Raw genomic sequence first — 22,772 nt, forward strand, 5'->3', positions numbered from 1 at the left:
GGTCTCCCCGCTTACCGGGGAGGCCGGCCGCTCTTTGGTCGCCTTTAAGCCTAGCGGGGTCTGCCGCTGGCTAGCGACTTCCGGCTGTGGTAACAGGTGCGTGCAGCACGGGGAAATTTACGCTGCGGGCAATGAAACACACCTGGTTTGCCTCTTGGTGCATCTGTTCCGAGAGCGCAATGTGCGCGGTATCCGCCACCGTCACCTGCGGGCGCAGCGTCACGGTTTCGAACTGGCCGCTGCCGTCCCGGTTCAGCCGCATCATGCCCGTGGCGTTGTCCTCGTAGGACAGGACCGCCACACCATGCCGCACCGCGACGTGCAGGAAGGACAGCATGTGGCACTGCGCCAGCGCCGTCAGCAGCAGCTGCTCCGGGTTGTACCGGGAGCGGTCGCCGTGGAACGTGGGGTCGGCCGAGCCGTGCAGCACCGGAAGTCCGGGAATCTCGATGTCGTGGTCCCGGGAGTAGTCCCGGTAGGACGACGTGCCGCTTCCAAGGTTGCCGGTCCAGCGCACCGTCAGCGAATAGTGGTGCTCGTCGAGTGCCATCAGACATCCGCCGCGCGGGCCCGCAGCGCCCGGGCCACGCCGTCGCGGTTTTCCAGCATCATCCGGCGCAGCGCGGCGCTCTCCTCCGGCAATGAGGCCAGGAATTCGTCGGTCCGGTCCACCGTGCCCTGGGTGGTCAGCTGCGCCGGGTACAGTCCGAGGACGATCTGCTGCGCCAGGGCAAAGGTCCGTTCGGCGACGATCCCGGGCACGGCCTCGAAGTACTTCTCCGCGTACGGCTCCAGCAGGGCAGTGTCCAGCACGCGTGTGAAGCCGGCGACGGCCGAGGCCTGGATGGCGTTGGAGAGCTCGCCCTTGACGACGATCGATTCCCAGGCCTCCGCCTTGGCCTCCGGCGTGGGGATGGCGGCCTTGGCCAGGGCGGCCGCATTCTGGCCGCTGGAGGTGTTGTCCCGTTCCAGTTCCGCGTCAATGTCTTCCTGGCCCAGCCTGCCGCCCGCCACGAGGGCGGCCACGAGCTCCCAGCGGAGGTCCTGGTCCACGGTCAGCCCGGACAGGGTGGCCGAGCCGTCCAGCAGCCCGGCGATCCGGTCCAGCTGCTGCCCGCTGCGGGCCAGGAGCGCGAACGACTTGATGAACTGCAGCTGCGCGTCCGAGCCGCCCGGAACGTCCGTGGCGAGTTCCCAGAGACGGTCGACGGCGGCAACGGTGGTGGCTTCGCGGTGCTCCTCCGCCACGTAGAACGTCAGCGTGGTGGCCAGCTGGCGCAGCTGCACCAGGATCACCGAGGAATCGGACTCGGACGCGATGTTGGCCAGGATCAGCTCGACGTAGCCGCGGGCAGGGCTCTCCCCGTCCCTCGCGGCGTCCCAGGCCGAACCCCACACCAGGGTCCGCGGCAGGCTCTCGCGGAAATCCTTCAGGTGCGCCGTGGCGGTGGCCAGGGACTGCTCATCCAGGCGCACCTTGGCGTAGGCGAGGTCGTCGTCGTTGAGCAGGATCAGGTCCGGCCGCTTCAGCCCGGCCAGTTCCGGCACCTCAGTCCGTTCGCCGTCGACGTCCAGTTCCTCACGGTGCACGCGCTCGAGCGTGCCCTCCTCGGTGAGGTCATAGAACCCCACCGCGAGGCGGTGCGGCCGGATGGTGGGCTGCTCGGCCACGGCGGACTGCAGGATGGCGAATGACGTGATGGTGCCGTCCGTGTCCACGGCCAGCTCCGGCTTGAGCGAGTTCACCCCGGCTGTTTCCAGCCACAGGCGGCCCCACTGGTCCAGGTCGCGTCCGCTGGCCGCCTCGAGTTCAACCATCAGGTCGCCGAGCTCGGTGTTCCGCCAGGAATGCTTGGCGAAGTATTCACGCACGCCGGCCATGAACTTGTCCGGTCCCACCCAGGCCACCAGCTGCCGCAGCACCGAGGCGCCCTTGGCGTAGGTGATTCCGTCGAAGTTCACCTCGACGTCGTGCAGGTCGTTGATCTCCGCGAAGATCGGATGGGTCGTGGGGAGCTGGTCCTGGCGGTAGGCCCACGACTTTTCCACCGAGGCGAACGTGGTCCAGGCGCTTTGGAACTTCGTGTTCTCCACGGCGGCCAGGTGCGACATGTATTCGGCGAAGGACTCGTTGAGCCAGAGGTCGTTCCACCAGCGCATGGTCACGAGGTCACCGAACCACATGTGGGCCAGTTCGTGCAGCACGGTGATGGCACGGCGTTCCACCTGAGCCTCCGGGACCTTCCCGCGGAAGACGTAGCCCTCGAGGATGGTGACCGCGCCGGCGTTTTCCATGGCGCCGGCGTTGAACTCCGGCACAAACAGCTGGTCGTACTTCTCGAACGGGTAGGGGCAGCCGAACTGGGCCTCGAAGAATTCGAACCCCTGCCGGGTGAGCTCAAAGATGTTGTCCGCGTCCAGGTACTGCATGAGGGACTTGCGGGCGAAGACGCCCAGCGGCACGACGCGGCCGTCCGAACTGGTGACGTCGCTGCGCACCGACTGGTACGGGCCGGCGATCAGCGCGGTGACGTAGGAGGACAGGCGGGGCGTCGGGGCGAAGTCCCAGACCGAGCGCGCACCGCCGTCGTCCGCCGGCGACGTTGGCACGGGCTCCGGCGTCGGCGAGTTGGAGACGACGTCCCAGTGGGACGGCGCGGTGACGCGGAACCGGAAAGTGGCCTTCAGGTCAGGCTGTTCGAACACGGCGAACATCCGGCGCGAGTCCGGCACCTCGAACTGCGTGTACAGGTACACCTCGCCGTCCACGGGGTCCACGAAGCGGTGCAGCCCTTCGCCGGTGTTCATGTAGGGGGCGTCCGCCACCACGGTCAGCTCGTTGTCCGCAGCGAGGTCCGGCAGCTGGATCCGGATGCCGTCGGAAACCTCGGCCGGGTCCAGTTCGCGGCCGTTCAGGATCACGGTGTGGACAGTGTCCGTCACGGCGTCGATGAACGACGACGATCCCGGCGACGCCGTGAACCTGACGGTGGTGGTGGATCCGAAGACCGCCTCGCCCCTGGTCAGGTCCAGGCTGACATCGTAGGAGTCGACGGCGATCAGGGCGGCGCGCCCGCGTGCTTCGGCGCGGGTCAGGTTCATGCCTGGCAAGGTTGTGCCTCCAGAGGTTGTGGTGGCCGGACTGCCCCGGCCCGCCGGCTGCCGCGCACGGTGTTCACACGCGCGGTTGCATCACTGTGAAGCCATTGTTTCATTCCGGCGCCCCTTGGCAAGTTGCGCAGCTCACTTCCCGGGCCGGTTCGCTGCAGCCCACTCTCCAGCCGGCAGGCGCAGGGGTAGCGTTAAGGCATGGGAAAGATCCTCGATGCTGTGGACACCAAGGCGCTGCGGTTCGCGATCGGCTTCCCAGTGTTGCTTGCCGCGGGGTTCGCCGTCTGTGCCGTGCTGTTGCGGCCGGATCTGCCGGAACCGCTGGCGGTCATGTGGAATAACGACGGCGGCACCGCCTTTGCGCCGTTCCCCGCCTTTGCCGGCGGCGGGGCTGCCCTGATTGTCCTCGTCGGCTGGCTGGTGCTGCTGCAGTCCGTGCCGCTTTCGCGGCCAACCGTGATGCGCCGGATCATGATGGGCGCAGGGCTCACGGTGAGCCTGTTCGTCACCACCGTGCTGGCGGCGGCTCTCGTGGGCCAGGCCGGGGTAACAGACGCCAGGGAGTCCAGTGTGGACGTGATTGTCCTGGCCTCTGGCAGCGGGGCTGCGCTTTCCCTTGGCGTCATCATCGGGTTCGTCTTCAAGGCGGACCACCAATGGACGCCGGAGGATGACCTCGCCCTGCAGCGGGCGCTGGAGCAGGAGCTCGACCCCGACCTTGCCGGGGATTCCGTGCGGTTCTGGGTGCATGCGCGCAGCTCCGTCTTTGTCATGATCGCCGTCGCCAGCCTGTTTCCCGCTTCGCTGATCGCCATCGCCGTGCCGTGGCTGGGGGCCCTGCTGGTGGCGGCCGCCCTGGTCGGGGCCGCGTTCCTGTTCGCCAGGGTGACCGCGGACCGCAGCGGGCTTCGCGTTTTCCTTGCCGGCATCCTCCGCGTCATCGATGTCCCCGCCACCGCCATCTCCGCGGCCCAGCCGGCTGACGTCCGCGCCGCCGACTACGGCGGGTGGGGCTACCGCAACCACGACGGAACCGCAGCAGTGCTCGTCAGCAGCGGCCCCGCCGTCGTCGTCCGCAAGACCGACGGCCACCGGCTCGCCGTTAGCGGCAAAAACCCCGACTCGGCTGCCCTTCTCGCGGAGGTCCTGACCCGCGTTGCGGCGAGGGCGCGCCGCGACACACGCCCGCCGGACACCCGCCCGCCAGCCCAGGGCGGCGCAGAGACGTAGGCACCGCGGCGTAACTGCCGCGTAACGGCCCGGGCGGCACCCCGCCGCGGGAAGCGCACCGAGTACTCTTGGATCTGTTGATTTGACCTGTACCAGCCCGGCCGTGCCCCGGTGCTCAGAACTGAACGGAAGCTACCGTGACAACAAACCCTGCATTTCCGCGGGTCCACATCGCCACCGACCACGCCGGCATGGAGCTGAGCGCCCATCTGGTCAAGCACCTGACGGCGAACGGCTACGACGTGGTGGATCACGGCCCCAAGGAATACGACGCCCTGGACGACTACCCGTCGTTCTGCATCAACGCGGCGCTCGCAGTCGTGGCGGACCAGGAAGCCGGCGTCCACGCGCTGGGCATCGTGCTGGGCGGATCCGGAAACGGCGAGCAGATCGCGGCCAACAAGGTCAAGGGGGTCCGCGCGGCCCTCGCCTGGAACCACGCCACCGCCACGCTGGCCCGCGAGCACAACGACGCCAACGTCGTCGCCGTCGGCGGGCGCCAGCACAGCGTTGAGGAAGCCACGGCGCTGATCGAAGCCTTCCTGCAGGAGCCCTTCAGCAACGATGAGCGCCACGTCCGCCGCATCGGCAAGATCGCCACCTACGAAACCACCGGCGAGATCGTCGAATAGTGCCGGAAGGCCACTCGATCCACCGGCTGGCCCGCCAGTTCGGTGACGTGTTCGCCGGCGAGCGGTTAGCCGTCAGCAGCCCGCAGGGCCGGTTTGCCGCCGGAGCCGCCCTGCTGGACGGGCACGCCATGCTGGACGCGTCCGCACACGGCAAGCACCTGTTCCTGCACTTCGAACACGGGCTGGTACTGCACGTCCACCTGGGCCTCTACGGGGCCTGGGATTTCGGCGGGGACAGCCAGTTCCGCGGGGCCTCCAGCATCGGCGCGCCCCGCCGGGTGGGGGAGCGGGAAGTGGCCGGTAGCACCGGCGATCCTGCTCCTGCCGGGTACGCCGGTCCGCCGGCGCCGGTGGGCGCTGTACGGGTCAGGCTGGCAAGTGCCCACGGCTGGGCCGACCTCCGCGGCGCCACCACGTGCGCGGCCATCACCGAGGCCGAGGCGGCCGCGGTGCTGGACAGGCTGGGTCCCGATCCGCTCCACAACTCCGGCGCAAGCAGGGATGACTTCATCCGGCGCATCCTGACGAAGCGGACGCCCGTGGCCACGCTGCTGATGGACCAGAAGGTGATTGCCGGCGTCGGGAACGTCTACCGGGCCGAGGTGCTGTTCCGGGGCAGGATCGACCCCCTGCTCCCCGGCCGCGCGCTCACTGAGGACGCCGCCGGCCTCCTCTGGGACGACACGGCGGCGGTGATGTCCGACGGCGTCCGCGACGGGCGGATTATTACCACCACCGCCGGCTTCTGGACCCGGAGCGGACAGCTTCCGCCGGGGGAGGAGGCGCACTTTGTCTACCGCCGCCACGGCCAGCCGTGCCGGGTCTGCGGCACCACGGTTGCCCTCGCCGAACACGCCGCACGCAAGCTGTACTGGTGCCCGTCCTGCCAGCAGCCCTGACTTTGCCCAACGACGGCCGGCGATGTCACGAGGCTTAATGAAAACCTCGGCTCAACGACAAGAGGCCCCTCCAGCGAGGGGCCTCTTTGTTGTGGAGGGGACGACGGGAATCGAACCCGCGTAATCAGTTTGGAAGACTGAGGCTTTACCATTAAGCTACGTCCCCGAGGAAAGCGTTCCGGCGCACTGGCCTTCGGGCTTTTCTTCGGCGGCTGTTCAAGCCGGATATAACTAAACCTAATTCATGCCCCAAGTGTCAAATGTGCAATCGCGGCAGGGATGAACGTAGACTGTCCTGTGCATTACGGGGTGTAGCTCAGCTTGGCTAGAGCGCCTGCTTTGGGAGCAGGAAGTCGCAGGTTCAAATCCTGTCACCCCGACTCTGCGGCCCGGGCCCCAGGCCTGGTCACAACAACGCGTTTGCAGAAACCATCCAACAAAACCAGGAGTACTTAGACCGTGAAGAGCGCTGTCGAGAACCTCACCCCCACGCGGGTCAAGCTCAATGTTGAGGTCCCCTTTGAGGAATTGAAGCCCAGCATCGACGAGGCATACAAGACTGTTGCTTCGCAGATCCAGGTTCCTGGCTTCCGTAAGGGCAAGGTTCCTGCCAAGCTGATCGACCAGCGCGTCGGCCGCGGCTACGTCCTGGAGACCGCCATCAACGAGGGCCTCAACGGCTGGTACCAGGCTGCTGTCCAGGAGTCCGGCATCCGCCCCCTGAGCCGTCCCGAGGTTGAGATCACCGAGGTTCCGGACCCGTCCGCCACCGATGGTGAGCTGAAGTTCCAGGCCGAGGTTGACGTCCGCCCCGAGATCGAACTGCCTGACTACTCCGGCATCAAGGTTGAGGTTGCCGCTGCCGAGTCCTCCGACGCCGACGTCGACAAGGCCCTGGATGAACTGCGCGGCCGTTTCGGCACGCTGAAGACCGTTGAGCGCCCGGCCGCTGACGGCGACTTCCTGAGCATCGACATCACGGCCAGCGTGGACGGTGCCGAGGTGGATTCCGCTTCCGGCCTGTCCTACCAGGTTGGTGCCGGCACCATGCTCGAGGGCATGGACGAGGCCGTGACCGGCCTCAGCGCTGACGAGGACGCCATCTTCGACACCACCCTCGTGGGCGGCGACCACGCCGGCGAAGCCGCGCAGGTCAAGGTTGTTGTGAAGTCCGTCAAGGAGCGCGAGCTCCCCGAAGCGAACGACGACTTCGCCCAGTTGGCCTCCGAGTTCGACACCCTCGCCGAACTGCGCGAGGACCTCGCCAAGCAGGCCGCCGACTCCAAGGTCGTGGAGCAGGGCGTCGAAGCCCGCGACAAGGTCCTGGACAAGCTCGTCGAGCTGGTTGAGGTTCCGGTTCCGGAATCCGTCGTCGAAGAGCAGCTGGAGCAGCACTTCCAGGCCGGAAACTCCCACGGTGAAGGCGAGCACGACACCGAGGAGCACCGCGCCGAGGTCAAGGCCAACACCGAGCGGGCCTTCCAGAACGAAATCATCCTCGACGCCATCGCCGAGAAGGAAGAAGTGGGCGTCAGCCAGAACGAGCTGATCGACTACATCGTCACCACCGCCAGCCAGTACGGCATGGACCCGAACCAGTTCGCCCAGATCATCGATCAGAGCGGCCAGGTCCCCATGATGGTCTCCGAGGTCCGCCGCCGCAAGGCGCTGGCCGTCGTCCTGGGCCAGGCCGAGGTCACCGACTCTGAGGGCAACAAGGTTGACCTCAGCGACTTCGTCCGCCCCGGCGGCGAAGAGGTTCCGGCCGTCGAGGCCGAAGAAGTAACCGACGCTGAAGAGGCAGCCGACGAGACCGTCGCAAACGACGATCCCGCGGCCGTGAAGTTCTAGCAGCTACATTGAGCAGTGGCGCCAGCCCCCGGGTCCTTGGATCCGGGGGCTGGTGCGTTAACCGCCGGTGTGCGGCTCCTGCGGGCAATCGTGCGCCGTCAGCGAACAGCGCGATTCCGGCGAACAAATCCGCTGCGAAAGCGGTTAGTGTCCAAGTAGTGAAGTTCAGTGATGTCGAACAGTAACGTCACCGTCACCAGCGAGAGGTAAGTACAAATGTCACAGCAAGCAGCGGCCCCCCGCATGGCAACCGTCGATCCTGCAGCCCAGGACAACTACATCTACAACCGCCTGCTGAAAGAGCGCATCATTTGGCTTGGCTCCGAGGTCCGCGACGAGAACGCGAATGCGATCTGCTCGCAGCTGCTGCTGCTGTCCGCCGAGGACCCCACCAAGGACATCTACCTCTACATCAACTCGCCCGGCGGCTCGGTGACTGCCGGCATGGCCATCTATGACACGATGCAGTTCATTCCCAATGACGTCGTTACCGTCGCCACCGGCCTCGCTGCCTCCATGGGTCAGTTCCTGCTGTCCTCGGGCACCAAGGGCAAGCGGTACGCCACCCCGAACGCCCGCATCCTGATGCACCAGCCTTCCGGCGGCATCGGTGGAACGGCATCGGACATCAAGATCCAGGCCGAGCTGATCCTCCACATGAAGAAGGTCATGGCTGAGCTGACGGCCGACCAGACCGGCCAGACCGTGGAAACCATCCTCAAGGACAATGACCGCGACAAGTGGTTCACCGCAACCGAGGCGCTGGAATACGGCTTCTTCGACAAGATCTCGGCGCACGCAGGGTCTGTCGCCGGCGGCGGCGGAACCCAGAACGCTTCATCCAACGGCCAGAGCTAACCGGCATCACGACAGAACTGAATCCAGGAGCAATGAACATGAACTACAATTTCGGATCGTCTGCCGGTAACCTGCCGACAAGCCGTTACGTGCTGCCGCAGTTCGAGGAGCGGACGCCATATGGCTTCAAGCGCCAGGACCCGTACACCAAGCTCTTCGAGGACCGCATCATCTTCCTCGGTGTGCAGGTGGACGACGCCTCTGCCGACGACATCATGGCGCAGCTGCTGGTGCTGGAGTCCACGGACCCGGACCGCGACATCACCATCTACATCAACTCGCCAGGCGGCTCTTTCACCGCCATGACAGCGATCTACGACACCATGCAGTACATCCGCCCTGAGATCCAGACCGTGTGCCTGGGCCAGGCGGCAAGTGCGGCGGCCGTCCTGCTGGCCGCTGGAACGCCGGGCAAGCGGCTCGCCCTGCCCAACGCACGTGTCCTGATCCACCAGCCGGCACTCTCCGGCGGCCAGGGTGGACAGGCGTCCGACCTGGAGATCCAGGCGGCTGAAGTCATGCGCATGCGGACCTGGCTGGAAGACACCCTGGCCAAGCACTCCGGCCGGACGCCGGAACAGGTCAACAACGACATCGAGCGGGACAAGATCCTCACCGCCGCCGAGGCGCAGGACTACGGCCTGATCGACCAGGTCCTCGATTCCCGCAAGATCAAGCCGCAGGCACTCGCCCGGTAAATACGGGCACATGCCGGGTAAACAGCAGTAACGGACGCCGGTGCGGTTGAGAATTTTGAACCGCACCGGCGTCCGGTTTCCACCCCTCGGGCCGAATGTGACCTAGAGTGGATGTAGTCATTGCCGGTTCACGGCCGTGACCAGAAGCGACCGGTGCAAAGCTGCCCTTGCGGCAAGATACTAAAGGGGTTCACATATGGCTCGGATTGGCGAGAGCGCGGATCTGCTCAAGTGCTCTTTCTGTGGCAAGAGCCAGAAGCAGGTGCGCAAGCTCATTGCCGGGCCCGGCGTCTACATCTGCGACGAGTGCATCGAGCTCTGCAACGAGATCATCGAGGAAGAACTCGCAGAAGTCGCCGACCTGGGCAGTTTCGAACTGCCCAAGCCCCGTGAGATCTTTGACTTCCTGCAGGAATACGTCATCGGCCAGGAACCGGCAAAACGTTCCCTCGCCGTCGCGGTGTACAACCACTACAAGCGGATCCAGGCCGGCCATTCGCCCAAGAGCGGCACGCTGGCCGACGGCGGCCACCATGACGACGTGGAAATCGCCAAGTCCAACATTCTCCTGATTGGTCCCACGGGCTGCGGCAAGACCTACCTTGCGCAGACCCTGGCCCGCCGGCTGAACGTCCCCTTTGCCGTAGCCGACGCCACCGCCCTGACCGAAGCCGGCTATGTGGGCGAAGACGTGGAGAACATCCTCCTCAAGCTCATCCAGGCCGCCGACTACGACGTCAAGAAGGCCGAACAGGGCATCATCTACATCGACGAGATCGACAAAATCTCGCGCAAGAGCGAAAACCCCTCGATCACCCGCGATGTCTCGGGCGAGGGTGTGCAGCAGGCTCTGCTGAAAATCCTCGAAGGAACGGTAGCCTCGGTTCCGCCGCAGGGCGGCCGCAAGCACCCGCACCAGGAATTCATCCAGATCGACACCACCAACGTCCTCTTCATCGTTGCCGGCGCCTTCGCCGGGCTGGAGGACATCATCGGCTCCCGGTCCGGACGCAAGGGCATCGGCTTCGGTGCGCCGCTGAACGAGGTCAAGAACACCGACTCCTACGGCGAAGTGATGCCGGAGGACCTGCTGAAGTTCGGCCTTATTCCGGAGTTCATTGGCCGCCTGCCGGTCATCACCACGGTGTCCAACCTTGACCGTCCCGCGCTGATCCAGATCCTCTCCACGCCCAAGAACGCCCTGGTGAAGCAGTACCAGAAGATGTTCCAGCTGGACGGCGTGGAGCTGGTGTTCGACGACGCCGCCCTGGACCTGATTGCCGACCAGGCGCTGGAGCGGGGAACGGGAGCCCGCGGACTGCGCGCGATCATGGAGGAAGTCCTCCTGCCGGTCATGTTCGACCTGCCCAGCAGGGACGACATCGCCAGCGTGGTCATCACCGCCGACGTGGTGGCCAAGAAGGCCCAGCCAACCATGATCACGCACGACGTCGTGGCCAAGCGCCGGAACAAGTCCGCCTGACCGGAGCAAGCCCAGCCGGAATAAATTCACCGCGTCCGTTGCTGTCGCTTTAGCGTGCCCTGCTTGTAGCCCTTTTGCGGCGCGCCACACCCCGAAGACTTTCCTGAGGAGATTTGCTGTGTCTGAGAACGCCGCCAACAAGGCCGATTTCTGGTTCGACCCCCTTTGCCCGTTCGCCTGGATCACCTCCCGCTGGATCGGTGAAGTGGAGGGCGTCCGCGACATCCAGACGGAATGGCACGTCATGAGCCTGTCCGTGCTCAACGAGGGCCGGGACCTCGACCCGAAGTACCGCGAAGCCATGGACAAGGCCTGGGGTCCGGTACGGGTCATCATCGCCGCGCAGGAACAGCACGGCGACCACGTGGTCAAGCCGCTGTATGACGCCATGGGATCGCAGATCCACGACGGCGGCCAGAAGGACTTCCCGATCGTCATCAGCAAGGCCCTGGCCGAGTGCGGCCTCCCGGCTGAATTGGCCGCCGTCGCGGACTCGGACGAGTACGACCAGCAACTGCGTGCCAGCCACGAAAAGGGCATCTCCCTGGTGGGCCAGGACGTCGGAACCCCCGTGGTCGCCTTCAACGGCACCGCCTTCTTCGGCCCCGTCCTCACCCGCATCCCGCGGGGCGAGGAAGCCGGCAAGATCTGGGACGCGTCGGTTACCCTCGCTGCCTACCCGCACTTCTTCGAGATCAAGCGCAGCCGCACCGAAAGCCCCGCCTTCGACTGAATTGGGTCAGAGCCCCGGCAGAACTACATCAGAGTAGTTCTGCCGGGGCTCTTGCGCATCCGGAACCGGAGGACAAAGATAGTTCTTACCCACTTCGAAAGAAGTGAGACGCAGGAACCAAAGATTCAGTGACATGCTTCCAACGCAGCCTTTGGCGAAGTTAGAAGCAGGCTACCAGTGACAAGGTAGGAAGACCTGAAATTCTAAGGATCTTGCCAGACTGTCAAAGATGTCACCAGACAGCCGAAAAGTCGAAGCCCCACCAACGGCAAAACGCTGATGGGGCTTCCCCTTTGCCCGAAAATGGGACTGCCCAAAAATGGGCTGCCCGGATTTAGTCCGGGCCTATTTTATTGTCAGGCCTGCGCCGGTTCCTCGGCCGGGGCCAGCTCCACGTCGCTGACCGTGAGCTCGCCCTCGCCCGTGCTGAGCGAGATCTCCTGAGCGTTGGCTGCTGCCTTCAGGTCCCCGAGCCCCGCCTGGAGCTGGGCCACGAGCGGTTCCGGGGCAGTGATCGTTGCCGCGAGGACCTCAGTGCGCTGCTTGACCTTGGCCTCGGACTTGGCCTTCCGGATGCCGCTGAGCGCAAGGCCCACGGTGCCCAGCATGCCGGTGTCGCCGTCGGCGATCTCCAGCGGGGCCGGCCACGCGGCGCGGTGCACCGAACCGGCCCGCCACCAGCCCCAGACCTCTTCGGTGGCGAAGGGCAGGAACGGTGCGAAGAGGCGCAGCAGCGAGTCCAGCGCCGTGGCCAGGGCAGCCAGCACGGAAGCCTGCTCGGTCTCGCCGGCCGCACCGTAGGCGCGGTCCTTGATCAGCTCGACGTAGTCGTCGGTGAACTGCCAGAAGAACGATTCGCTGATCTGCAGTGCACGGGCGTAGTCGTAGTTGTCGAACGCCTTCGTGGCCTGGGCCACGACGTCGGAAACCTGGGCCAGCAGGGCACGGTCCAGGGGGTTCGTCAGGACGGACAGGTCCGTGGAAACCACCGAGTTCTCAGTGGCGCCGAGGTTCAGGACGAACTTCGAGGCGTTCAGCAGCTTGATGGCCAGGCGGCGGCCGATCTTCATCTGCGCAATCTCGTAGGCCGTGTCGGCGCCCAGGCGTGCGGAGGCAGCCCAGTAGCGGACGGCGTCGGAGCCGTACTCGTTGAGGACATCCGTCGGCACCACCACGTTGCCCTTGGACTTGGACATCTTCTTGCGGTCCGGGTCCAGGATCCAGCCGGAGATGGCGGCGTGCTTCCAGGGGGCGACGTCCTGCAGGGCGTCGGCGCGGACGGCGGAGGAGAACAGCCAGGTCCGGATGATGTCGTGTCCCTGGGGGCGCAGGTCGAACGGGAAGACCTTGGCGAACAGGTCCTCGTCCCGGCTCCAGCCGCCCACGATCTGCGGGGTCAGCGAGGACGTGGCCCAGGTGTCCAGCACGTCGGCGTCGCCGGTGAATCCGTTGGGCTGGTCGCGCTGGGACTCGTCATAACCGGGCGCGGCGTCCGCTGCCGGGTCAACGGGCAGCAGGTCGTCGGACGGCAGGACGGGGTTGTCGTAGTCCGGGTTGCCCTGGGCGTCCAGCGGGTACCAGACCGGGATCGGCACGCCGAAGAAGCGCTGGCGGGACACCAGCCAGTCGCCGTTGAGGCCGGCAATCCAGTTCTCGTAGCGGGAGCGCATGAAGGACGGGTGGAAGTCGATGTCCTGCCCGCGGCCGATCAGGCGTTCGCGGCGGTCCTCGTCGCGGCCGCCGTTGCGGATGTACCACTGCCTGGACGTGACAACCTCGAGGGGCTTGTCGCCCTTTTCGAAGAAGTTCACCGGGTGGGTGATCTTTTTGGGCTCGCCGTCGAGCAGGTCCGCTGCCGTGAGCAGCTCCACCACGGCCTCCTTGGCGGAGAAGACCGTCTTGCCGGCGATGGCAGCGTACGCCTCGCGGCCGGCGTCGGTGGTGATCCACTCCGGAGTCTCGGCGAGGATGCGGCCGTCGCGGCCCACGATCGCGCGGGTGGGGAGCTGCAGTTCACGCCACCAGGTCACGTCGGTCAGGTCACCGAAGGTGCAGACCATGGCGATGCCCGAGCCCTTGTCGGCCTTGGCCAGCGGGTGCGCCTTGACCTCCAGTTCGACGTCGAACAGGGGGGACTTCACTGTCTTGCCGAACAGCGGCTGGTACCGCTCGTCGTCGGGGTTTGCCACCAGCGCGGCGCAGGCCGCCAGCAGTTCGGGACGGGTCGTCTCGATGAAGATCTTCTCGCCGTCGGCCGTGAAGAACGGGTAGCGGTAGTACGCGCCGGGCACCTCGCGGTCCTCGAGCTCCGCCTGGGCCACGGCAGTGCGGAACGTGACGTCCCACAGCGTGGGGGCCTCGGCCATGTAAGCGTCGCCGGCAGCAAGGTTGGCAAGGAACGCACGCTGGGAGACGGCGCGGGAGGTGTCATCGATGGTGCGGTAGGTGAGGTTCCAGTCGACGGACAGGCCAAGGGTCTGGAACAGGTTTTCGAAGACCTTCTCGTCCTCGACCGCGAGTTCCTCACACAGTTCGATGAAGTTCTGGCGGGAGACGACGTCGAAGTCCCGCTGGTTCTTCGCCGGCTGGGCCGGGGGCTGGTAGTCCGGGTTGTACGGGATGGCGGGATCGCAGCGGACACCGTAGTAGTTCTGCACCCGGCGCTCGGTGGGCAGGCCGTTGTCGTCCCAGCCCATGGGGTAGAAGACGTTCTTGCCGGTCATGCGCATGTAGCGGGCCTGCACGTCGGTCTGCGTGAAGGAGAACATGTGTCCCACGTGGAGGGAGCCGGACGCGGTGGGCGGGGGAGTGTCGATCGAGTAGACCTGTTCCCGGGTGGTGTTGGGATCGAACCGGTAGGTTCCTTCCGCGAGCCAGCGCTGCGTGAGGGCAGCCTCCAGGCCTTCGAGGGCCGGCTTGTCGGGAACGTTGATGGGGGTGGTGGCGGGCGTGTCTGTACCCTGCGTTGATTCAGCCATGTCTCCAATTGTTCCATGCCGCCCAATTGTTTCCTGCCGGAGTAGCATGCGGCCTATGGCCAAAGCAGACGCTTCCTTCGCGATTAAGCGCATCTATGAGGAACCCGCGGACGACGACGGCTGCCGGGTTCTGGTGGACAGGCTCTGGCCGCGCGGGGTCAGTAAGGAACGGGCCCAGTTGGAGCTGTGGCTGAAGGACGTTGCCCCCTCGCCGCCGCTGCGGCAGGAATTCGCCCACATGCAGGAGCGGTTTGACGACTTCCGCACCCAGTACGAGGACGAACTTGCCGGCAACCCCGCCGTCGGCCAGCTCCTGGAACTGGCCGCAAAGCACCGGAAGGTGACACTGCTGTACGCCGCCCGGGATCCGGAGGTGAACCATGCCAGGGTGCTGCTGGAGTTCCTGGCAGCCCGTTAGGGTGGTGCCATGACTGACGTTTCCGCAAACTCCGACGTGTCCACCAACAAAGCAGCCCTGGTCACCGGCGCCAGCTCCGGCATTGGCGAGGCCACCGTGCGTGCGCTCCGTGCCGACGGCTGGACCGTCTACGCCGTCGCCCGCCGCCAGGAACGGCTGGCCGCGCTGGAGGCCGAGACCGGCGCCGTTGCCCTGGCCGCGGATATTTCCGAGGATGCGGACGTGGCCCGCCTGCTGGCCGAGGTGACCTCCGCCGGCGGGATCGACACCCTGGTCAACATCGCCGGCGGTGCGCGCGGGGCGGACCGCGTGGGCGAGGCCGTGACCGAGGACTGGGACTGGATGTACCGGGTCAACGTCCTGGGCACCATGAAGCTCACGAGGGCCTTCCTGCCGATGTTGCGCGAGAACGGTGAAGGCACGGTCCTGAACCTGACGTCCACGGCCGGTCTGGCGGTCTACGAAGGAGGGGGCGGCTACAACGCCGCGAAGTACGCCCAGCACGCCCTGACCGGGGCGCTGCGGCTGGAAGAGGCCGAGCACAACGTCCGCGTCATTGAAATCCTCCCCGGGCTGGTCCAGACTGACGAGTTCGCCCTCAACCGGCTGGGTGACGCCGAGGCAGCCAGCAAGGTGTACCAGGGCGTGGAGAAGCCGCTGACCGCCGAGGACGTGGCAGATGTGGTGCGTTACGCCGTGAGCGCGCCGCACCACGTGAACCTGGACGAGATCGTGATCCGCCCGGTGGCGCAGGCGTCGACCTACAAGCTGATCCGCAAGCAGGCCTGATCCGGCTGACCGTCTGCACGCTAACCGTCTGCAGGGATGTGCAGCGTGGCCAGCACGGCCGCGTGGTCCGTCCCGGCGACGCGGTGCACGGCGTAGCCCGACGCCGGAATGCGCGGACTGGTGACAAGATGGTCGATGGTGATGCCGGGTAGCATCTGGCCGTCCATCGGCCAGGTGGGCGTGAACCGCGTTCCGGACGCAATGCCGACGTCCACCAGCTTCCGGCCGCCCGGACCGCCGTCGAGCAGCCTGCGGAACTCTGAGTGGTCATAGGTGGCATTGAAGTCGCCCAGCAGCAGCCGGTTGCCCTGGCCCTCCGCACCGTTGCGCGCGACGAGCCGGCCCAGCGCCGCAAGGTCGCTGCGCCACTGGCCGACGCGGACATCCACCGGCGGCAGGGTGTGCACGTTCGCGAGCTCAAGCGTGGCCGCCGTTCCCGTACCCGCTGCGGGCAGCGTCAGCCGGAAGGTCGGCATCAGGAACGGGGTATCGGGAATCAGGCCGATGGCTTCGATCGGGTGTTTTGAGTAGGTTGCGCTGCCCGAGCCGTTTTCCGCGGGGCTGCTGATCCTGTGGGGCAGGAGCTTTCCCAGTCCTTCGGCGGCCAGCCGGTCCTCGAGCGCCTGCGTGTGCTCCTGGATGGCGAGCAGACCCACACCGTTTTCCCGGACCAGCCGGACTATTTCGGCGGCGTCGGCCTTGCCGAACCGGGAATTGATGCTCAGTACCGTCAGCTGCACGGTGCTGGACGAATCGGAGGCACTGCCGCCCGCACGGCTCAACGCTGGTCCGGCGTCCGCCCGGCCCGCATCCGGCGCCCAAAGCCAGAAAAGCTGCGCACCGAGGAGCAGCGCGGCAGCCGCCGTGACCAGGAGCCGCCGGCCCAGCAGCGCCAGGGCCAGGGCAACGGCGGCAGGAATCACCAGCCAGGGAGTGAAGGACAGCAGCTGCACCACCTGTGTGGGCCACTCAGCCGGGACGGCACGGAACACCGAAAGCGACGCAACGGGCAGGAGGATGCAGAGCGCCAGCACCCGTGCCCAAGCAGTCATGGATTGAGTCTAGGCCCAGGGCCGGCGCGGTTATGGCCGCTGCGTCCACAGCAGTTAGACTGGACGCAAAGCTTTGACCCGGCCATCACCGGCGAGCTTCCGGAAGAACACCCGGCCCGCTTGCGGACAACCGACCGCAGGGGACCAGGCCAGTAGAACCGGACGGGTAAGCCCGTCACAGCAGCAATGAGCGGCCGACGCCGGTACTCCCTTGGGAGGTCCGGTGCCGGTAAGTGAGGTGGTACCGCGGTGCCGCGGTGCTTTGTCCAACGCTGTTGGATGATTGCACACGCGCCGTCCTCGCATCCTGAATGATCCACTTGTTCACCAGCTCAACCCAGGATGTCGAGATGACGTATTACCCCAAGGCCTCAGCAGCCCCGTCCGGCACGGGCTCCTCTGCCGGAGTTTCCGCCTCCGTGAAGTTTCCGGAGATCGAAGAGCGGATCCTCAAGTACTGGGACGGGGACGGCACCTTCCAGGCAAGCATCGACCAGCGCAGCGCCGACCTGCGCGGCGGCGCCCCCGGCAGCAACGAATTCGTCTTCTACGACGGTCCGCCCTTCGCCAACGGCCTGCCGCACTACGGCCACCTGCTGACCGGCTACGCCAAGGACCTGGTGGGCCGCTACCAGACCCAGCGCGGCAAGCGTGTGGAGCGCCGCTTCGGCTGGGACACCCACGGCCTGCCCGCCGAGCTGGAAGCCATGAAGCAGCTGGGCATGACGGACAAGACCCAGATCGAGGCCATGGGCATCGACAAGTTCAACGACGCCTGCCGCGCCTCCGTGATGAAGTACGCCAACGAATGGCAGGCATACGTCACCCGCCAGGCCCGCTGGGTGGACTTCGACAACGACTACAAGACGCTCAACGTCGAATACATGGAGTCCGTGCTCTGGGCCTTCAAGCAGCTGCACGAGAAGGGCCTGACGTACAACGGCTACCGCGTGCTCCCGTACTGCTGGAAGGACGAGACGCCGCTGTCCAACCATGAACTGCGCATGGACGACGACGTCTACAAGAACCGCCAGGACCAGACCGTCACGGTGACGTTCCCGGTCAAGGCGGGGGAATCGGAACTCTCGCGGCAGCTGGCCGGCGTGCAGGCGCTCGCCTGGACCACCACGCCCTGGACGCTGCCCACCAACCTGGCGCTCGCCGTCGGGCCTGCCATCAGCTATGCCGTGCTTCCCGCCGGACCGAACGGCGTCAAAGCCGCCTCCGCCGAGGCGCCCGTCACCGGAAGCTTCCTGCTCGCCGAGGACCTGCTGGGCACCTACGCGAAGGACCTGGGGTATGACGACGCCGCTGCTGCGGCCGCCGCCGTCACCTCCACCCACACCGGCGCCGAGCTCGCCGGGCTCACCTACGAGCCGCTGTGGCACGACTTCGCCGACACCGAAAAGTACGGCACCCAGAACGCCTGGCAGTTCCTCGTGGCGGACTATGTCACCACCACTGACGGCACCGGCATCGTCCACCAAGCCCCTGCCTACGGTGAGGACGACCAGAAGGTCTGTGAGGAAGCCGGCATCCCTGTGGTGCTGTCCGTGGACGAGGGCGCCAAGTTCCTGCACCTGTTCGCGCACGGTGACCTGCACGACATCGTGGGGCTGCAGGTCTTCGAGGCCAACAAGCCGATCACCCAGGTGCTCCGCGCCCAGGGCCGCCTGGTCCGCCAGGCCAGCTACGAGCACAGCTACCCGCACTGCTGGCGTTGCCGCAACCCGCTGATCTACCGCGCTGTCTCCTCCTGGTACGTGGAGGTCACCAAGTTCCGCGACCGGATGTCCGAGCTGAACCAGGAAATCAACTGGATCCCGGGCAACGTCAAGGACGGCCAGTTCGGCAAGTGGCTCGCCAACGCCCGCGACTGGTCCATCAGCCGCAACCGCTACTGGGGCAGCCCCATCCCGGTGTGGCAGTCCAGCGATCCCGAGTACCCGCGTACCGACGTCTATGGCTCGCTCGCCGAAATCGAGGCCGATTTCGGCCGGCTGCCGCTGAACAAGGACGGCCAGGTTGACCTGCACCGGCCGTTCATCGACGAGCTGACCCGGCCCAACCCGGACGATCCCCGCACGCCGGAAGAGGGCCAGTCCGTCATGCGCCGCGTGGAGGACGTGCTGGACGTCTGGTTCGACTCCGGCTCCATGCCCTACGGCCAGGTGCACTACCCGTTCGAGAACGAGGCCTGGTTCGACACCCACAACCCGGCCGACTTCATCGTGGAGTACATCGGACAGACCCGCGGCTGGTTCTACATGCTGCACATCCTGTCCACCGCGCTGTTTGACCGCCCGGCCTTCCGGAATGTCATCAGCCACGGCATCGTGCTGGGCTCGGACGGGCAGAAGATGTCCAAGAGCCTGCGCAACTACCCGGACGTCTCCGAAGTCCTGGACCGTGACGGATCCGACGCCATGCGGTGGTTCCTCATGTCCAGCCCCATCCTGCGCGGCGGCAACCTGGTGGTCACCGAACAGGGCATCCGCGACGGCGTCCGCCAGGTGATCCTGCCGCTGTGGAACGTATACAGCTTCTTCACGCTGTACACGAATGCCGCTGCTGGTGGGTCAGGCTACGACGCGCAGCTGCGGTACGACGGCTACACGGACACGCTGGACCAGTACCTGCTGGCCAACACCGGCGACCTCGTCCGGAACATGACCGCCCAGCTGGACACCTACGACATCTCCGGCGCCTGCGATGAGCTCCGCAGTTACCTGGACATGCTCACCAACTGGTACGTCCGGCGCAGCCGCCAGCGCTTCTTCGACGAGAACGCCGACGCCTTCGACGCCCTGTACACCGCCCTGGAGGCTGTGTGCCGCGTGGCCGCCCCGCTGCTGCCGCTGGTGTCCGAGGAGATCTGGCGCGGCCTCACCGGCGGCCGCTCCGTGCACCTGGCCGACTGGCCGGACCCGGAGCTGTTCCCGTCCAACGCCGCCCTGGTCGGGGCGATGGACCGCGTGCAGCAGATCTGCTCCACCGGCTCCTCGCTACGGAAGGCCGCCAACCTGCGTGTCCGCCTGCCGCTGCAGGAACTCACCGTCGTGGCACCGGGCGCAGATGCGCTGGAAGGCTTTGCCGCCGTCGTCGCCGACGAACTGAACCTGCGCTCGGTCCGCCTGCTGGACGCCGCAAGCGCCTCCCCGGAGGAGTTCGGCATCGAGCAGAAACTCGTGGTCAACGCCCGCGCCGCCGGTCCGCGCCTCGGCAAGAACGTCCAGCTGGCCATCAAGGGCTCCAAGTCCGGCGACTGGTCTGTTTCCGATTCCGGAGTGGTCACGGCTGGCGGCCTTGAGCTGGAACCGCAGGAATACACGCTGGAGACGGTGGTGGCAGAGTCCGACGGCGGTTCGGCCTCCGTTGCGGTGCTTCCAGGTGGGGGCTTCGTCGTGCTGAACACCGAGGTGACCCCGGAACTCGAGGCCGAAGGCCTGGCCCGGGACATGGTCCGCGCCATCCAGCAGGCGCGCAAGGACGCCGCGCTGAACGTGAGCGACCGGATCCGGACCACCGTGAACGCTGCGCAGAATGTCATCGACGCGCTGCTGGCCAACGCCGAGCTGGTGAAGACCGAAACGCTGACGCTGGAGCTGGAGGCCGTGCCGGCCGACACCGCGGAGCCGCACATCACTGTCGAAAAAGTGGGGGCCTGAAACATGACCGACGAATTCTCCGTGGAGAGCGTCTACGCCGAGCTGCTGGGCCGGGCGCCGGAAAACAAGATGGAGCCGCGGCTTGCGCCGCTGTTCCGCGCCATGGACGTGCTGGGGGAGCCGAACAAGGCCTACCCGATCATCCACATCACCGGCACCAACGGCAAGACGTCGACGGCCCGGATGATCGAGGCGGGCCTGCGTGCCCACGGCCTCAGCACCGGCCGCTACACCAGCCCGCACCTGTCCAAGGTGACGGAACGGATCAGCCTGGACGGTGCGCCCGTCTCCGATGAGACGTTCGTGCGGATCTGGGACGAGATCCGCCCCTACCTGCAGATCGTGGATGACGAGCTCACGGCCGACGGCCAGCCGCGGCTGACGTACTTCGAGTGCCTGACCATCCTGGCCTTCGCCGTGTTCGCGGACCAGCCGGTCAACGTCGCAATCATGGAGGTGGGACTCGGCGGCATCACCGACGCCACCAACGTTGGCGACGGCCAGGTGTCCGTGGTGACACCCATCTCCCTGGACCACACCGACCTGCTTGGCGACACCACCGAGGACATCGCCTACGAGAAAGCCGGCATCATCAAGCCCGGCGGGTTCCTCGTCAGCGCGGCCCAGCCCCTGGACGCCGCGCAGGTCCTGTTGGAGAAGGCCAAGGAGTTGCAGGTCCCGTTCCGCTTCGAAGGCGTCGAATTCGGCGTCGAGTCACGGCAGGTCGCCGTCGGCGGGCAGGTGGTGACCGTCCAGGGCATCGCCGGCCGCTACCCGGACCTCATGGTCCCCCTGCACGGTGCCCACCAGGCCGAGAACGCCGCCGTGGCCGTGGCTGCGCTGGAGGCCTTCCTCGGCGGAGGGGAGAAGGAGCTGTCCCTGGAGGTCCTGCAGGAGGCTTTCGCCACCGTCTCGTCCCCGGGGCGCCTCGAAGTCGTGCGGACGGCACCCACCATCATCGTGGACGCCGCGCACAACCCGGACGGCATCCGTGCCTCCGCAGAGGCGATCCAGGAGGCCTTCAGCTTCAGCAAGCTCGTCGCCGTGGTGGGCGTGCTCAAGGAAAAGGACGCCGAGGAGATCCTGCGCCAGCTCAAGGAGTCTCTGGGCGACCTCGCGGAGGAGTTCTGCTTCACCCAGTCCAACTCCCCGCGGGCCGTGCCTGCAGCGGAACTGGCGGAGCTCGCCGTCGACCTCGGCTTCGGCGAAGAAAACGTGCACATCGCCGAGAAACTGGACGATGCGATCGAGTGGGCCGTGGAGCGCGCTGAAGCCAACGACGACCTCGCCGGCGGCGTGCTGGTGACCGGCTCCATCACGCTGGTGGCGGACGCCCGCATCCTGCTTGGAAAGGCGGCCACCTGATGGCCCGCCTGACCAAGGCCCAGCGCGAGTGGCGCCCGGGCATGCCCAAGAAACGGCGCTCCACCAAGGTCATGTTCGCCTCGACGGTGCTGCTGCTGGAAGCGTTCGTGGTCTTCTTCGCGGCGCTGGCCGTGTTCGGCCTGCGCCGCGCGGAGATCTCCCCGGCGCTGATCCTGTCCGTGGGCATTGGGTTGAGCGTCGTTCTCATTCTGGCCTGCGCCGTACTGTCCAGGCCGTGGGGTGTGGCGCTCGGCTGGGCCCTTCAGCTGGTGCTCATTCTCTTGGGTTTCGTGGAGCCCATGATGTTCCTCGTCGGAGCGCTGTTCGCCCTCTCCTGGTGGTACGGCATCCGGACCGGCATCCGGATTGACCGCGAATCCGCCCAGCGCGCCCGCGAGCAGGCCGAATGGGATGCCGCGCACCCCGAGGCCGCCGGCAACGAAGGCACCGGCACTCAAGGCACAGGCCAGACCCCGTAGACTTACCGTCGAAACCCACAACCAACCTCATTGGAGCGACTGTGAGCATTGAGCGCACCCTTGTCCTGATCAAGCCGGACGGTGTCACCCGCAACCTGACGGGCGAAATCCTCAAGAGGATCGAAGCCAAGGGCTACACCCTGGCCGAACTCAAGAAGACCAACGCCAGCCGTGAGCTGCTCGAGCAGCACTACGAGGAGCACGTGGGCAAGCCGTTCTACGAGCCCCTCGTGGAGTTCATGCTGAGCGGCCCCGTGGTGGCAGCAATCTTCGAAGGCCACCGCGTCATCGAGGGCTTCCGCTCCCTGGCCGGCACCACCGACCCCACGACGGCGGCCCCCGGAACCATCCGCGGCGACTTCGGCCGGGACTGGGGCCTGAAGGTCCAGCAGAACCTGGTCCACGGCTCCGACTCGGTGGACTCGGCCGAACGCGAAATCAAGATCTGGTTCCAGGCCTAAACCTCCCGCAGGCTGAGCGCGAACGTACAGTTGTGGCCCCTCACTCCGCGGAGTCAGGGGCCACAAC

Annotated in this window: 18 protein-coding genes and 2 tRNA genes; 15 read left to right on the plus strand and 5 right to left on the minus strand. The window is 66.4% G+C overall.

The window, feature by feature from the left end; translation table 11 throughout:
* Positions 1-70 precede the first annotated feature (70 nt).
* Positions 71-550: an OsmC family protein gene (locus ACFRAH_RS21110; RefSeq protein ID WP_377992864.1), complete on the minus strand. Its 480-nt coding sequence runs from the start codon at positions 548-550 to the stop codon at positions 71-73.
* Positions 550-3,102: an aminopeptidase N gene (gene pepN / locus ACFRAH_RS21115; protein ID WP_377992865.1), complete on the minus strand. Its 2,553-nt coding sequence runs from the start codon at positions 3,100-3,102 to the stop codon at positions 550-552. Before pepN ends, ACFRAH_RS21110 begins: the two co-directional genes overlap by 1 nt.
* 207 nt (positions 3,103-3,309) lie before the next feature.
* Between pepN and ACFRAH_RS21120 the strand changes: the two genes are divergently transcribed.
* From ACFRAH_RS21120 to ACFRAH_RS21130, 3 genes are all read left to right on the plus strand, one after another.
* The gene (locus ACFRAH_RS21120; protein ID WP_377992866.1) at positions 3,310-4,341 is read left to right on the plus strand and encodes a hypothetical protein; all 1,032 of its coding nucleotides are present in this window, start codon (positions 3,310-3,312) and stop codon (positions 4,339-4,341) included.
* 137 nt (positions 4,342-4,478) lie between these two features.
* On the plus strand, positions 4,479-4,973 hold the full coding sequence (locus tag ACFRAH_RS21125; RefSeq protein WP_377992867.1) for a ribose-5-phosphate isomerase: 495 nt from the start codon (positions 4,479-4,481) through the stop codon (positions 4,971-4,973).
* Positions 4,973-5,872, plus strand: coding sequence for an Fpg/Nei family DNA glycosylase (locus ACFRAH_RS21130; protein ID WP_377992868.1), 900 nt, complete (start codon positions 4,973-4,975; stop codon positions 5,870-5,872). The genes ACFRAH_RS21125 and ACFRAH_RS21130 overlap by 1 nt, the downstream gene beginning before the upstream one ends.
* A gap of 92 nt (positions 5,873-5,964) precedes the next feature.
* Here the strand turns inward: ACFRAH_RS21130 and ACFRAH_RS21135 are convergent.
* Positions 5,965-6,038, minus strand: a tRNA-Gly gene (locus ACFRAH_RS21135).
* Positions 6,039-6,177: 139 nt separating this feature from the next.
* Between ACFRAH_RS21135 and ACFRAH_RS21140 the strand changes: the two genes are divergently transcribed.
* The 6 genes from ACFRAH_RS21140 to ACFRAH_RS21165 all read left to right on the plus strand — a co-directional run bounded on the left by ACFRAH_RS21140 (position 6,178) and on the right by ACFRAH_RS21165 (position 11,495).
* A tRNA-Pro gene (locus tag ACFRAH_RS21140) sits at positions 6,178-6,252 on the plus strand.
* 79 nt (positions 6,253-6,331) lie between these two features.
* Positions 6,332-7,723 (plus strand): trigger factor, encoded by a 1,392-nt coding sequence (gene tig, locus ACFRAH_RS21145; RefSeq protein ID WP_377992869.1) that lies wholly within the window; start codon positions 6,332-6,334, stop codon positions 7,721-7,723.
* A 243-nt stretch (positions 7,724-7,966) separates the two neighbouring features.
* The gene (locus tag ACFRAH_RS21150) at positions 7,967-8,581 is read left to right on the plus strand and encodes an ATP-dependent Clp protease proteolytic subunit (RefSeq protein ID WP_377992882.1); all 615 of its coding nucleotides are present in this window, start codon (positions 7,967-7,969) and stop codon (positions 8,579-8,581) included.
* A gap of 38 nt (positions 8,582-8,619) precedes the next feature.
* Positions 8,620-9,279 (plus strand): ATP-dependent Clp protease proteolytic subunit, encoded by a 660-nt coding sequence (locus ACFRAH_RS21155; protein WP_377992870.1) that lies wholly within the window; start codon positions 8,620-8,622, stop codon positions 9,277-9,279.
* Positions 9,280-9,475: 196 nt separating this feature from the next.
* Positions 9,476-10,762: an ATP-dependent Clp protease ATP-binding subunit ClpX gene (gene clpX, locus ACFRAH_RS21160; protein WP_377992871.1), complete on the plus strand. Its 1,287-nt coding sequence runs from the start codon at positions 9,476-9,478 to the stop codon at positions 10,760-10,762.
* A gap of 118 nt (positions 10,763-10,880) precedes the next feature.
* Entirely contained in the window at positions 10,881-11,495 is a 615-nt protein-coding gene (locus ACFRAH_RS21165; RefSeq protein ID WP_377992872.1) for a DsbA family protein, read from the plus strand.
* 356 nt (positions 11,496-11,851) lie between these two features.
* Here ACFRAH_RS21165 and valS read toward each other — a convergent pair whose 3' ends face one another.
* Positions 11,852-14,473 carry a valine--tRNA ligase gene (gene valS, locus ACFRAH_RS21170; protein WP_377992873.1) on the minus strand — a complete coding sequence of 874 codons (2,622 nt, stop codon included), beginning with the start codon at positions 14,471-14,473 and terminating at the stop codon, positions 11,852-11,854.
* 55 nt (positions 14,474-14,528) lie between these two features.
* Here valS and ACFRAH_RS21175 point away from each other — a divergent pair, with 55 nt between their 5' ends.
* Positions 14,529-14,891, plus strand: a complete 363-nt coding sequence (locus ACFRAH_RS21175) for a DUF488 domain-containing protein (RefSeq protein ID WP_377992874.1) — start codon at positions 14,529-14,531, stop codon at positions 14,889-14,891.
* Positions 14,892-14,900: 9 nt separating this feature from the next.
* Positions 14,901-15,680, plus strand: a complete 780-nt coding sequence (locus ACFRAH_RS21180; RefSeq protein WP_377992875.1) for an SDR family oxidoreductase — start codon at positions 14,901-14,903, stop codon at positions 15,678-15,680.
* 20 nt (positions 15,681-15,700) lie between these two features.
* Here the strand turns inward: ACFRAH_RS21180 and ACFRAH_RS21185 are convergent, their stop codons facing one another.
* Complete coding sequence (locus tag ACFRAH_RS21185; protein ID WP_377992876.1) at positions 15,701-16,732, minus strand: endonuclease/exonuclease/phosphatase family protein; 1,032 nt, start codon at positions 16,730-16,732, stop codon at positions 15,701-15,703.
* A gap of 350 nt (positions 16,733-17,082) precedes the next feature.
* On the opposite strand from ACFRAH_RS21185, the gene ileS reads away from it, so the two are divergent.
* Genes ileS through ndk form a run of 4 tightly spaced genes read left to right on the plus strand, consistent with a single transcriptional unit; the run spans position 17,083 to position 22,705 of the window.
* On the plus strand, positions 17,083-20,400 hold the full coding sequence (gene ileS, locus ACFRAH_RS21190) for an isoleucine--tRNA ligase (RefSeq protein ID WP_377992877.1): 3,318 nt from the start codon (positions 17,083-17,085) through the stop codon (positions 20,398-20,400).
* A 3-nt stretch (positions 20,401-20,403) separates the two neighbouring features.
* Positions 20,404-21,765 carry a bifunctional folylpolyglutamate synthase/dihydrofolate synthase gene (locus ACFRAH_RS21195; RefSeq protein ID WP_377992878.1) on the plus strand — a complete coding sequence of 454 codons (1,362 nt, stop codon included), beginning with the start codon at positions 20,404-20,406 and terminating at the stop codon, positions 21,763-21,765.
* A complete protein-coding gene (locus ACFRAH_RS21200; RefSeq protein ID WP_377992879.1) occupies positions 21,765-22,244 on the plus strand; it encodes a DUF4233 domain-containing protein in 480 nt (159 codons plus the stop codon). Before ACFRAH_RS21195 ends, ACFRAH_RS21200 begins: the two co-directional genes overlap by 1 nt.
* Positions 22,245-22,285: 41 nt before the next feature.
* Positions 22,286-22,705: a nucleoside-diphosphate kinase gene (gene ndk / locus ACFRAH_RS21205; RefSeq protein ID WP_003803412.1), complete on the plus strand. Its 420-nt coding sequence runs from the start codon at positions 22,286-22,288 to the stop codon at positions 22,703-22,705.
* Positions 22,706-22,772 lie beyond the last annotated feature (67 nt).

The sequence above is a fragment of the Arthrobacter sp. NPDC056727 genome (genome assembly GCF_042790555.1).
GTDB lineage: Bacteria > Actinomycetota > Actinomycetes > Actinomycetales > Micrococcaceae > Arthrobacter.

Coding starts and splice junctions, on each gene's coding strand:
- clpX (WP_377992871.1), top strand. CDS start 9,476: ATGGCTCGGATTGGCGAGAGCGCGGATCTGCTCAAGTGCTCTTTCTGT.
- ileS (WP_377992877.1), top strand. CDS start 17,083: ATGACGTATTACCCCAAGGCCTCAGCAGCCCCGTCCGGCACGGGCTCC.
- ACFRAH_RS21180 (WP_377992875.1), top strand. CDS start 14,901: ATGACTGACGTTTCCGCAAACTCCGACGTGTCCACCAACAAAGCAGCC.
- ACFRAH_RS21200 (WP_377992879.1), top strand. CDS start 21,765: ATGGCCCGCCTGACCAAGGCCCAGCGCGAGTGGCGCCCGGGCATGCCC.
- valS (WP_377992873.1), bottom strand. CDS start 14,473: ATGGCTGAATCAACGCAGGGTACAGACACGCCCGCCACCACCCCCATC.
- ACFRAH_RS21185 (WP_377992876.1), bottom strand. CDS start 16,732: ATGACTGCTTGGGCACGGGTGCTGGCGCTCTGCATCCTCCTGCCCGTT.
- ACFRAH_RS21120 (WP_377992866.1), top strand. CDS start 3,310: ATGGGAAAGATCCTCGATGCTGTGGACACCAAGGCGCTGCGGTTCGCG.
- pepN (WP_377992865.1), bottom strand. CDS start 3,102: ATGAACCTGACCCGCGCCGAAGCACGCGGGCGCGCCGCCCTGATCGCC.
- ACFRAH_RS21195 (WP_377992878.1), top strand. CDS start 20,404: ATGACCGACGAATTCTCCGTGGAGAGCGTCTACGCCGAGCTGCTGGGC.
- ACFRAH_RS21175 (WP_377992874.1), top strand. CDS start 14,529: ATGGCCAAAGCAGACGCTTCCTTCGCGATTAAGCGCATCTATGAGGAA.
- ACFRAH_RS21150 (WP_377992882.1), top strand. CDS start 7,967: ATGGCAACCGTCGATCCTGCAGCCCAGGACAACTACATCTACAACCGC.
- ACFRAH_RS21155 (WP_377992870.1), top strand. CDS start 8,620: ATGAACTACAATTTCGGATCGTCTGCCGGTAACCTGCCGACAAGCCGT.
- ACFRAH_RS21110 (WP_377992864.1), bottom strand. CDS start 550: ATGGCACTCGACGAGCACCACTATTCGCTGACGGTGCGCTGGACCGGC.